The 10,915-nt window shown below is 63.2% G+C and carries 9 protein-coding genes, 1 tRNA gene and 1 pseudogene; 3 read left to right on the top strand and 8 right to left on the bottom strand.

The window, feature by feature from the left end; all coding sequences use genetic code 11:
• From A3AC_RS0113520 to A3AC_RS0113495, 7 genes and pseudogenes are all read right to left on the bottom strand, one after another.
• Positions 1-2,652: YadA family autotransporter adhesin (locus tag A3AC_RS0113520; RefSeq protein ID WP_442856506.1), on the bottom strand; the 2,652-nt coding region annotated here is incomplete at its 3' end.
• A 57-nt stretch (positions 2,653-2,709) separates the two neighbouring features.
• A pseudogene (locus tag A3AC_RS31300) lies at positions 2,710-3,381 on the bottom strand (ESPR-type extended signal peptide-containing protein); the annotation flags it as partial.
• A gap of 1,022 nt (positions 3,382-4,403) precedes the next feature.
• Complete coding sequence (locus tag A3AC_RS0113515) at positions 4,404-5,138, bottom strand: ABC transporter substrate-binding protein (protein WP_025599450.1); 735 nt, start codon at positions 5,136-5,138, stop codon at positions 4,404-4,406.
• A 50-nt stretch (positions 5,139-5,188) separates the two neighbouring features.
• A tRNA-Lys gene (locus A3AC_RS0113510) sits at positions 5,189-5,264 on the bottom strand.
• Between the two features lie 71 nt (positions 5,265-5,335).
• Complete coding sequence (locus tag A3AC_RS0113505; RefSeq protein ID WP_025599448.1) at positions 5,336-5,899, bottom strand: Hsp20/alpha crystallin family protein; 564 nt, start codon at positions 5,897-5,899, stop codon at positions 5,336-5,338.
• 11 nt (positions 5,900-5,910) lie between these two features.
• Positions 5,911-6,318, bottom strand: a complete 408-nt coding sequence (locus A3AC_RS0113500; protein WP_025599447.1) for an Hsp20/alpha crystallin family protein — start codon at positions 6,316-6,318, stop codon at positions 5,911-5,913.
• 41 nt (positions 6,319-6,359) lie between these two features.
• Entirely contained in the window at positions 6,360-6,803 is a 444-nt protein-coding gene (locus A3AC_RS0113495) for an Hsp20/alpha crystallin family protein (protein WP_025599446.1), read from the bottom strand.
• Between the two features lie 383 nt (positions 6,804-7,186).
• On the opposite strand from A3AC_RS0113495, the gene A3AC_RS0113490 reads away from it, so the two are divergent.
• From A3AC_RS0113490 to A3AC_RS0113480, 3 genes are all read left to right on the top strand, one after another.
• Positions 7,187-7,504, top strand: a complete 318-nt coding sequence (locus A3AC_RS0113490) for a co-chaperone GroES (RefSeq protein ID WP_025599445.1) — start codon at positions 7,187-7,189, stop codon at positions 7,502-7,504.
• Between the two features lie 33 nt (positions 7,505-7,537).
• Entirely contained in the window at positions 7,538-9,160 is a 1,623-nt protein-coding gene (groL, locus tag A3AC_RS0113485) for a chaperonin GroEL (protein ID WP_025599444.1), read from the top strand.
• Between the two features lie 172 nt (positions 9,161-9,332).
• Positions 9,333-9,593 (top strand): hypothetical protein, encoded by a 261-nt coding sequence (locus tag A3AC_RS0113480; protein WP_025599443.1) that lies wholly within the window; start codon positions 9,333-9,335, stop codon positions 9,591-9,593.
• Positions 9,594-9,669: 76 nt separating this feature from the next.
• Here the strand turns inward: A3AC_RS0113480 and A3AC_RS0113475 are convergent, their stop codons facing one another.
• Positions 9,670-10,863 (bottom strand): GGDEF domain-containing protein, encoded by a 1,194-nt coding sequence (locus A3AC_RS0113475; RefSeq protein WP_025599442.1) that lies wholly within the window; start codon positions 10,861-10,863, stop codon positions 9,670-9,672.
• Positions 10,864-10,915 lie beyond the last annotated feature (52 nt).

Raw genomic sequence — 10,915 nt, 5'->3', positions numbered from 1 at the left:
CGCGCTACCGAAGGACACCGCGCCGAGCAATGTCTGGTCGGCCGTGTTGAACGGAATCGAATGCGTGCCGTTGGCAATCGAGCCGACGCCCGAGAGCACCGCGCGATCCGATACGGACCCCGAACCAATCGCGACACCGCCCGCCACCGATGCACTTGACAGAGCACCCAGCGCAACCGCGTTGTCCGCCAGCGCGGCAGCGCCATTGCCGCCCGCAAAGCTGCTCGCCCCGCTCGCCGTGGCCGCGACACCCGCCGCCAGCGCATTGAGACCGGTCGCGCCGTCGTTGTTGTAGTTGCCGCCTTGCGTGCCGCCGTCGTTGACGCTGTAGTAGTGCGTCTTGTCGGCGGCGACGGTCGTTGCCAGACTGTCGACCGCCTGGTTGGTCTGGTACAGCTGCGAGCCGTTCACGGCGTCCGTGCTGCTGGCGCTGAGGCTGCCCGCCGCCACGTTCTGGATCTGGCGCTCGGCGCCTGCTGCGCCTACGCTCACCACGCTCGTCGGATTGGTGCCAGCAAAGCTGTAGACCGTCCCGTTGATCGTCGTACTCGCGGTCGGCGTGGCGGTGCCGGTCTGCGATCCCGAACCGAGCGCGACATCGCCCGTATTGTTGGCGACCGCGTTCGGGCCTATCGCGACGCTGTCTGTGCCGAGCGCCTGGCTGTCCGTCGCCGTCGAGTTCGCGTGGAAGTACTTGATGCCCGGCGCGCTGCCGCCGCCGGTAATGGCAGTGATCAGGTTCTGCACCGACGTATAGGTGTTGCCGCCGTAGCTCAGGCCGGTGGTCAGCGTCCCCGTCGTGCTGTTGTAGGTGCTGCTGCCGCCGAGGCTCGACGCCATGCTGTTGCCGAGGTTCGTCACCTGGCCACCTATCGTGTTGATGGCGGTGTCGGCCGCGAAAAGCTGCGAACCGTTGACCGCGTCTGTGCTCGATGCATCCACGCGCCCGGCCGCGACGTTGGTCATCTGACGCGGCGCAGCCGCTGTGCCGACGCTCACCACGCCAGCGGGCGCACCGCCCGCGTAGATCACGCTAGTGCCGTTGATGGTGCCGCTCGCAGTGGGCACGGCGGCCGACGTGACCGTCGCCCCCTGGCCCAGCGCCACATTCGAACCGGTGACGCCGCTCGCGATACTCGCGCCCTGGCCGAGCACGGTCGAATTCGCCACGCCGTTGTCCGTGGCCTGATTGCCGACCACGAGCGAGGCCGCACCCGTCGCCGAAGCGCCAAAGCCGCCCGCCGCCGCATTGGCGCCGGAAGACACCGGTTGCGTCGACGTGACAGAGGTGTTGGACACGAACGGGCCTACGCTGCCGCTCGTCAGACTGTCGACTGCCTGGTTGGTCGCGTACAGTTCGCTGCCGTTCACCGCGTCCGTGCTGGTCGCGCTCACGCGGCCGGCGGCGAGATTCGTGAGCGTCCGCTCATTGCCCACCGAGCCGATGCTCACCGTGCTGCCCGGCGTTGTGCCTTGCACTGCACGCGTGACGCCGCCAACCGTGACGGTGGCCGTGTCGACGGCCGCAGCGGTGGAGCTGCCCGAACCGAGCGCCACTGCATTTGCATTGGTCGCCGACGCGCCGGCGCCCAACGCAATCGCGCCGCCGAGGTTCGCCACCGCCGAGTCGCCGAGCGCGAGCGCACTCGCGCCGGTTGCGTTGCTCGCGTTGCCGAGCGCGACCGCGCCCTGGCCGCTCGCGGTGTTGCCGTTGCCTTGCGCGACCGCGCCGTTGCCGGTTGCCGTGTTGTTCGCGCCCACTGCAATTGCGCCATTGCCCGTTGCACTATTCGGATCGCCGATGGCGACGGCGCCGTTGCCGCTGACCGTCTGCGCCTCACCGAGCGCTACAGCGCCGGTCCCGCCGAGTACCTGAGAGCTGTGGCCGCCGGCAATCGAGCCGGTGCCGGCTGCCGCCGCCACAGTATTGCTGTCGCCAAGGGCAACGGTGGAAGCCGCCAGCGCTTTCGATGTACTGCCCAAGGCGACGGCATTGGCGCCGCTGCTGATGGTACTGAGACCAATGGCAACCGCATTTGTGTTGTTGGCGAGGGCGTTATAACCGAGGCCGACAGCATCGACGGACGTCGCGCTGGACGCAGCGCCGATGGCAATTGCGTTGGTGCCGGTTGCGTTCGTCTGCAGGCCGACGGCGATGGCACTAGCCTGATTTGCAGTCGACTGGCCGCCGATGGCCACAGTATTGGTGCCGGTGGCCGCAGCGCCAGCTCCCACATTGCCACCGATGGCGGTCGCACCATCGGCCGTGGCTCGTACCGCCGTAGCGGCGGTTGTACCGCCCACACCCAGGGCGGTGGCATTGACGCCGCTTGCCTGTGCCAATTGGCCGATCGCGGTAGATTCCGCCCCCGATGCATTGGCTCTGGAGCCTAGGGCCGTACTCCATGTTCCGGTGGCGGCGGTCGCATTGCCGAGCGCCACGCCCTGCATGCCTGCGGCGTTCGCACCGTTGCCTATCGCGAGTGCCTCGAAAGTCGTCGCCGTAGCGCCACTTGGAAGTACCGTACCCGAGGTTCCGACCGCCTGCGCGTTGACACCGATGGCGATCGGCGAACCTGCATCTGCGGTAGCGGTGGCTCCCTGGCCTAAGGCAACACTGGCGCCAGAGCCGCTCGTAGCAGTTGCGTTCATGCCAACTGCGAGTGTGCTTGCTGTCGCGATCCCCTCTGTGGACTGAGCGCCTTTACCGATTGCGATAGCGTTTGGCCCGGTGGCGACGGCCGACCAGCCTGCGGCGAGCGCATAGTTGCCGCTGGCCGTGGAACTGACCCCCACTGCGGTTGAATTGCCGCCCGTAGCACTGGCGAAGGTGCCCAGGGCGCTGGCGCCAGCTGCGTTCGCGGTGGCATCAACGCCAATCGCGACGGCATTGATGTTGCTTGCGACCGTTTGCGAGCCGAGCGCCACCCCGCCTGCGGCTGAAGCCGTTGCTTGATAGCCAAGAGCTACCGTGTATTGATTCGACGCAGTCGCCAGGTAACCCACCGCCGTAGCTTGCACCACCGACGCAATTGCGCTGGCGCCTAGCGCCGTGGCCCCGGCCGCCGTCGCGGAGGACTGAAACCCCATACAGGAGGCGGTGCCGTTATAAAAGTTGTACGGGGACGACGCGCAACTCACGGACTGCGCCATGGCCTGTCCACCCCATATACTCAAAGCCGACAGCAACAATAAGGTGTGCATGCGCGGCGCAAAGCTGTGCAGTGGTGAAGTGCCGCCCTCGTCGCGCGGCTCGCCCCGTCCGTCGCATATCGCCGAGCTTGCCCGTGACTTTCCCTTGCCGCGCGACGTGTCCAACTCCGACGCCGCGACGAAGGCGCCTAATGCCTTGTTCCAGATGGTCCGATATGCCCTGTTCATGTGGTTGTCTCTCTGAATAAATGGAATCTGAACTTCATAAGCACGGGCGCGCGCACGCCTCCCATTACTTAGGATGCCTATTCACTACGCTTAAAACGTCTTTTAGCGGCGAGTTGCTTTGGCGTTGGAGTCTCTGGAAGTCGCTTATTGCCTTGATGAATGACGAATCGTCAGTGCGAGCGAACAACGCTGCGCCCACGATGAATTCGCATGCGTAAAGGAAAAGAGAGCGTCAACCGGATATCCGGCTTTCCGACGAGCTGACCGCTGAGACGATTGGTGGATTGCCGCGTTACGAAGGCCCGAAAGGGCATGGCACAGCGACAGCAATTGAGCAGCGGCGCGGCAACTGCCGGCCTTGGTTTTTTTGTTCTGCCGCGCATATGCCCGGACTATTTCGGCCTCGGTTACTCATGGTTGCCTGCCCCTGATGTCGCATCATTTCGTTTTGCCGGCGCTGAATGGCGGAATGTCCTATGCCACGAACAGGCGCCGTTTAATTCAAATGAACGAGCACTATGTGAGACGAGGTCGACCTACTCGCATTAGATGCACTGCCTCGCACTTGGTATTGCGTAAGAAAAGGAAATTTTTGTGCTCCCGGGAACTTTCTCACAAGGCTTTTCATTTGTCCACGGAAAGCCTGCGACTATTTTCAGGTATTGCAAGATTTAACAATTAAAGCGATTGCCGGAATTGGGAGCCTCGTTCATGAAGCTGCCTTCGAGTTATGCATAGCACCGTGAGCCGGCCGCAAACGCAAAAAAACCAATAACGTGTGCAGCGGTTGCGAAGGGCGCGATCAGCGTCGCAAAAAGGTTTCATTGCGAGTTTCTTACGGCGGCATTTGATGCATATTGTTTTTTTAAGTCTTTCTCTGTAAATCGCTCCAGACCGACTAATACTTTTTTGCTCCTATTTTGTGCAAATCCTGAGAGTGTGGACAGAGTGCGTTATCTGCGGTTGGCGTCTCCTTTCAGCGTATTTATCTTCGCACAACGCCCGCGTGCACTCGCCGCCGATCAGGCCGCGGGCGCCACCGACGCGCCCGCAATACCGTGCCGCTCAAGCGCATCGGCGACGAATCCCGATGCCTTCATTTCTTCGACAAAGCCGCGCAGCACAGCAGCCGCCGCTTCGCCCCGGCTTTTCGGCGTGCCCATGGCCTGTTGAATGACCATGAAGCGCTCGTCAAGCAGGCGCAGTCCGGGCGTTGTACGTGCGTCCGCTTCGAGTTGCTGCCTGACTCCGGCCGCAACTTCCAGACCCTGTTCGAGGAAAGTTTGCACGACGGTCGGCGACGTGGGCGCGCGCACGATCTGCGCGGCTTTGAGCTCGCGCGTGAGAAAGAGGTCATAGGCGCTGCCCTTGCCGACCGCGACGCGGTTGTGCGGCTGATCGACGTCCTGGTTCGTGAGCACAGCGGACTCGTCGCGCACCAGATAGAAGCCCTCGATCAGCACATACGGCGCGGTGAACGCAATGGTCTCACCGCGCAAGGGATCGACGGCAAAGAAGCCGAGGTCGGCGCGGTTCTCGCTCACCGCCTGCACGGATTTGCCCGCCGCGTCGAAGACCACCAGTTCTAGTTCGACGCCGAGCTTCGCCGCAAACGCTCGCGCGAGGTCGACGGAAACGCCGAAGGGCTCGCTCGTTTGCGGGTCTTTGTTCGCGAGAATCGGGTTACCGAGATTGATCGACGCACGCAGTTTGCCCGTGGGCGTGAACGCGGAGATGACAGTTTGATCGATGTTCATGGTGTGCTCGTTGCGAGCCGCGCGTTGGGCGCGGCCACGCAGCGATTCTTTGGTAGGCCGTGGCGGATTCGAACCGCCGACCAACGGATTAAAAGTCCGCTGCTCTACCAGCTGAGCTAACGACCCGGTCTCCGCGCGCCCGTTGCCCGAGCGTCTATCAGACAATAGAAGCCATGACGGCCGCAATGCCGCCCCTGCTAGCCAATGTCGATCGTCCGGCTAGCGGCTCGCGGACGCTCCTGCTTCGGTACCGTCAAAGTTAGCACGCCTTTGTCGAATTTGGCCAGTGCGCGTTCGGGGTCGGCCTCCTCGGGCATCGGGATCGTGCGTACGAAAGTTCCGTATGCACGTTCGAGCCGATAGCAGCCGTCCTCCTCGCTGTGCACGTCCTGCTTTTTCTCGCCGCGCAGCACGAGCGCGCCGTCCTCGACGCTCACCGTCAGATCCTCGCGCTCCATCCCTGGCAGTTCGACCGTCACGCGCAACACTTTTCCTTCATCGACCACGTCGATACGCGGCTGAAAGCGCGACGAACTGAAATCGCCGAACCATCTTTCCAGCGCGCCGCGGCCCGCGAACGGATCGTGAAAGAACTCCTCGACCGCGCGCCACGGATCGCGCGCAAAAAGCCGGGAAATGTCAGGCCACGCGGCGCGCCACTGCTCGCCCGGCGACGCCTCGCGCGCACTGTCTGCCTCGGATTTGCGCCCTGAGCCGCGAAGAAACTTGAAAGGGTTCCACTTTTTCGGTTCGGTGTTCATGGCATCCTCCTTCAGTTCGTGCGCACTTCGATACGGCGCGGACGAGCCTCGTCGTGACGCGGAATCGTCAGTTTCAGCACACCGTCCTTCAGATTCGCGTCGATCTTCGACGTATCGAAGTCCGCGCCGAGCGAAAATGCGCGCGCAAAACGCGGTTCGCGAATCTCAGCGTACTGCAGACGCAGTCCGGCCGGTGTCGGCACCATTGCCTGTGCCTCGATATACAGATTGCCGTCCTGCACGTTCACACTCAACCGGTCTTTGGTCACGCCCGGCAAGTCCGCCCACAGCGTGATGCCCTGGCTGTCCTCGGACACATCGACGGGCGGCGTCAGCGTCACGCCGCTTTGCGCGCGCTCGTCCTCGCTGCGCGTCAGTGCGGTTTCATCTTTCCTCGCAAGTTCGGTTGTGTCGCTCATGATGGCCTCCTTACTTCACGATTCGTTTCGCATGGACATCTTCATTGAACGGTGATGGCGCGCGGCTTCGACGACTCGCGTCTGGCCACGCTCACAATCAGGCAGCCGTCGACGTAGCGCGCAGTCGCCTTGTCCGCATCGGCGTGCTGTGGCAATTCGATCGCGCGCCGGAAGCTGCCGGCGAATCGTTCCTGTGCGTAGATGCGCGTGTCGTCGCCGGCGGCCTGCGTCTGCGGAAGTTCGCGCTCGCCGCTGATGGTGAGCAGACCCTTGTCGATCGAAACATCGAGTTTCGCCGGGTCGACGCCCGGTGCGAACGCGACGATCTCGATCGAGTCGTCGGTGCTTCCAATGTTGATGCGCGGAAACGCGCCGAAACGCGCGGCCCGAATGCTGGTGGGAAAGCCGCCGAAGAGGCTGGCGAACTGCCGTTGCAGACGCTCCATGTCGCCGGCCAACGCGGCGCTCGCAAAGAGATCGCTCATGGTGTTGCTCCTTCGCCCTTGGGGCGAACCGGACTACGCGCTCCAGTTCGCCCATCAGGGACATTCATCCACTGACAAACAAATCGAAACACGCAGCGCGTACAACGCGACTGCTGAGCCGAAAATAAAATAGCTCGGCGCCCAACGAATTTCAAGTACGCTTTTTGCAGGGCGCACGGGCCGAAAACGCAGCAGTAGTCGCTGAAAAATTTTGTTACAAACTGGCCGCGGAGGACGCTCTTGAAGTCGCCGGATGAAGCCCTATTTCGCTTTCCGCCAGCACACTGGCAACGGCTGCGCCCCAACGCGGGCGTTACCCATCTCGCTGTTCGCGCGCAGCCGGATTCCCTTTTTGGTGATCTGTTATCGCACAGGAGATGGAAATGCAAATTCGTCCCCTCTACGACCGGGTTGTCGTCAAGCGAATCGAGCAGCAACGCACGACGGCCTCCGGCATCGTGATTCCGGACTCCGCCGCGGAAAAGCCCGAACAGGGCCAAGTGATTGCAGTCGGCGACGGGCGCCTGCTGCCGGACGGCACCCGCCAGGCACTCGAACTCAAGGTCGGCGACCACATTCTGTTCGGCAAATACGCAGGCCAGACGGTCAAGGTAAATGGCGAGGAACTGCTCGTCATGCGCGAAGAAGATGTGATCGGCGTGTTCGACGCGGATGCCGCCACGCAGCGCAAAGCCGCGTGATAAACGTTCAAAGACTTTCCCCGGAGCAACAAGATGAGTGCAAAAGATGTCAGGTTCCACGACAGCGCCCGTAGCCGGATCGTCAAGGGCGTGAACGTGCTGGCCGATGCCGTGAAAGTGACGCTCGGCCCGAAAGGCCGCAACGTGATGATCGAGCGCAGCTTCGGCGCGCCGGTCATCACGAAGGACGGCGTGTCGGTGGCCAAAGAGATCGAGCTGAAGGACCGCTTTGAAAACATGGGGGCGCAGGTCGTGAAGCAGGTCGCCTCGAAAACGGCCGACGTGGCCGGCGACGGCACCACAACGGCCACCGTGCTTGCACAATCCATCGTGCAGGAAGGCATGAAACACGTCGCCGCGGGCATGAATCCAATGGATCTGAAGCGCGGCATCGACAAGGCGGTCGCGGCCCTGCTGGACGAGTTGAGCAGGATTTCGAAGCGTATTTCAACGAGCAGGGAAATCGCGCAAGTCGCGTCCATCTCCGCGAATGCTGACGAAGCGATCGGCAAGATCATCGCCGACGCGATGGACAAGGTCGGCAAGGAAGGCGTGATCACCGTGGAAGACGGCAAGTCGCTCGACAACGAACTCGACGTCGTGGAGGGCATGCAGTTCGACCGCGGCTACCTGAGCCCGTACTTCATCAACAATCCGGACAGGCAGGCCGCGTATCTCGACGATCCGCTGATTCTCGTGTGCGACAGGAAGATTTCGGCGGTCCGCGACCTGTTGCCGATCCTCGAGGCATCGGCAAAGGCGGGCAAGCCGCTCTTCATCATCGCGGAAGATGTCGAAGGCGAGGCGCTCGCAACACTCGTCGTCAACTCCATGCGCGGCGTGCTGAAGGTGGCCGCCGTGAAGGCACCCGGCTTTGGCGACCGCCGCAAGGCGATGCTCGAAGACATCGCGGTGCTTACGGGCGCAACCGTCATTTCCGAGGAAACCGGCAAGCAGCTCGAGAAGGCGACGCTAGAAGACCTGGGCAGCGCAAAGCGCGTGGAAGTGCGCAAGGACGATACGATCATCATCGACGGTGCGGGAGAGCAGCAGCGCATCGATGCGCGCGTGAAGGCGATTCGCGCGCAGATCGCGGAGACCGCGAGCGATTACGACCGCGAGAAACTGCAGGAACGCGTCGCGAAACTCGCGGGCGGGGTCGCCGTGATCAAGGTAGGCGCGGCGACGGAAGTCGAGATGAAGGAAAAGAAGGACCGCGTCGAAGATGCATTGCATGCGACCCGCGCGGCAGTGGAAGAAGGCATCGTGCCGGGAGGCGGTGTCGCGCTGCTGCGTGCACGCGCGGTCATCGCGAACCTGAAAGGCACCAACGCCGACCAGGACGCGGGCATTCGGATCGTACTGCGCGCGCTTGAAGCGCCGCTGCGCGTGATCGCTTCGAATGCGGGCGACGAACCTTCCGTTGTCATCGCGAAAGTGCTGGAAGGCAAGGGCAATTTCGGGTACGACGCGTCGACGGGACAATATGGCGATCTTGTCGAAGCAGGTGTCGTCGATCCGACCAAAGTGACGCGCACGGCGCTGCAGAACGCGGCGTCGGTCGCGGGCCTCATCCTCACGACGGACGCAACCGTCGCCGAAGTGCCAAAGGAAGAGAAGCCCGCCGCCGCAACGGCGCCTGAACTGGAGTACTAACGAGTACCAAAACAGTAACAGTGGAATACGGTTCGGCTGCCATTGCCTGGCCTAGGTTCAGCCTGGGTCCGGCACGGCTCCAGTTCGGCTCCGCCGTCGTTCGCGGCTGGCGGAGCCGCTTTTTGCATGACCCGCAGCCGCCTTGCGTAAATTTCGCCTCGCCCGAATGCGTATGGAACTGACGCTCACTATCGACTCGCGTCCATTGACGCTGGAACTCGACGACGTGGTGGCCGGCCTGCTTGCCGTTCGCCTGAACCTGCCGTCGGACACGGACACGCGCGCCGCGCTGTGCCGCTATCTGAGCGATGCAGGCGGCCCGTGGATGCTCGACGAAAATCACATGCGCAAGCGCATTCTGCGGCGGCTGATACTCGATATAGCCGATCCCGCGCTCGTGATCCGCTATCTGATGATCGAGCAACCGCACTGAATAGCGAAGCGGCGCTTGCACAGCAAAGCTTTCTTGCGAGCCGCGCCGATGGAGCGCTCACGATTCCAATGACGCATCAAAGCGCCGAGTTCACGATGCTGGTGGCGGCCTCGGTAGCGCTTTCCTGTTGCGGCAGTTCGATCCGGCATTTGCCGGCCCTTTTCGCGCGATAAAGCATGGCATCCGCGCCCGCCAGCGCATCGCTGAGGCTCTCCGTCCGAGCGCAGTCGTTCAGGCCCGCGCTGAACGCATACGCCAGCTTCCCGTTTGCCTCCAGCGGCGAGCAGCTGACCTCGGTCAGCATGTCGCCGATGCGTTGCGCCGCCTCCGTCATCGACGTCTGCGGGAACAGTATCGCGAACTCTTCGCCGCCGAGGCGGCCGAACACGTCGCCGGCACGCATGTGCCGCCGCACCTGCGCGCCAAAGTCGGCGAGAACGCGGTCGCCCGCGGCGTGTCCATGCCGGTCGTTGATCGTTTTGAAATCGTCGATGTCGATAATCGCGACGCTCAACTGCGCCTGCGTGGCACGCGCCGCTCGCGCCAGCGTCTCGCCGCGAGCGATGAATGCGCGGCGCACCAAAGCGCCAGTCAGGTCGTCGAACGTGGCCAGCTTCTCGACGTGCTGCATAAGCCGGTCGTTGGCGAGCATCACGAGCCCGATGGAGAGAATCGGCAACGAAAGAATGCTGATGCCGAGAAACGCGAAGTCGGGGGCAATGTGCGTGGGCCACGCGAGCGACGGATCGGCGAAAAACGCGTTCAGCACACCGCGCGCGAAATACACGACGCCGCCGATTAGCGCCGCGCAAAGCACGAGCCAATGACCGTATTGCGGGCGGCCGCGCACTCGCGAGCTCCAGATGGTCCACCCCACGGCGACGCGCGTGTACGCGAGCGCGAACGACATGAGCGCGGCTCTTGCGCTGATGTCCGGCGACACCCACGTCCAGTACACGAGCGCACACGCAGTGCCGGCCAACGCGGCATGCTCGGCGGTTCTCGCGCCGCGCTTGCCGACAAAGGCGCGGCAGCCTTGCAGCATCAGCGACGCCCCGGCGAGCACGCACAGACACGAGGCCAGCATCACAACCGCCGACGGGCGAGCATGCGTGACGAACAGCACGCCCGAGGCAAGCGCGAACATGCAATGCGCGGCAAGCCAGCGGCGCAGTCCGGCCACCTCGTAGCGAGCAAGGTAGCCCAGCACGGCCGCGCTGGAAAGGCACGAGACGAATACGGTGGCGAGCAGCGCGACAGAACTGGACATGGTCTTTTGGCGTTATTGTTGGCCCGCCTCTGCGGCGTGCGGCCTTTAGTCT

The sequence above is a fragment of the Burkholderia sp. WSM2230 genome (genome assembly GCF_000472445.1).
Classification (GTDB): domain Bacteria; phylum Pseudomonadota; class Gammaproteobacteria; order Burkholderiales; family Burkholderiaceae; genus Paraburkholderia.
The sequence above is the reverse complement of the archived record's forward strand: the minus strand, read 5'-3'. Positions and strand labels throughout refer to the sequence as shown.

Bases quoted from the DNA above. Each gene is read 5' to 3' on its own strand.
- groL (WP_025599444.1), top strand. From the start codon at position 7,538: ATGAGTGCAAAAGATGTCAGGTTCCACGACAGCGCCCGTAGCCGGATC.
- A3AC_RS0113505 (WP_025599448.1), bottom strand. From the start codon at position 5,899: ATGAACACCGAACCGAAAAAGTGGAACCCTTTCAAGTTTCTTCGCGGC.
- A3AC_RS0113475 (WP_025599442.1), bottom strand. From the start codon at position 10,863: ATGTCCAGTTCTGTCGCGCTGCTCGCCACCGTATTCGTCTCGTGCCTT.
- A3AC_RS0113495 (WP_025599446.1), bottom strand. From the start codon at position 6,803: ATGAGCGATCTCTTTGCGAGCGCCGCGTTGGCCGGCGACATGGAGCGT.
- A3AC_RS0113500 (WP_025599447.1), bottom strand. From the start codon at position 6,318: ATGAGCGACACAACCGAACTTGCGAGGAAAGATGAAACCGCACTGACG.
- A3AC_RS0113515 (WP_025599450.1), bottom strand. From the start codon at position 5,138: ATGAACATCGATCAAACTGTCATCTCCGCGTTCACGCCCACGGGCAAA.
- A3AC_RS0113490 (WP_025599445.1), top strand. From the start codon at position 7,187: ATGCAAATTCGTCCCCTCTACGACCGGGTTGTCGTCAAGCGAATCGAG.
- A3AC_RS0113480 (WP_025599443.1), top strand. From the start codon at position 9,333: ATGGAACTGACGCTCACTATCGACTCGCGTCCATTGACGCTGGAACTC.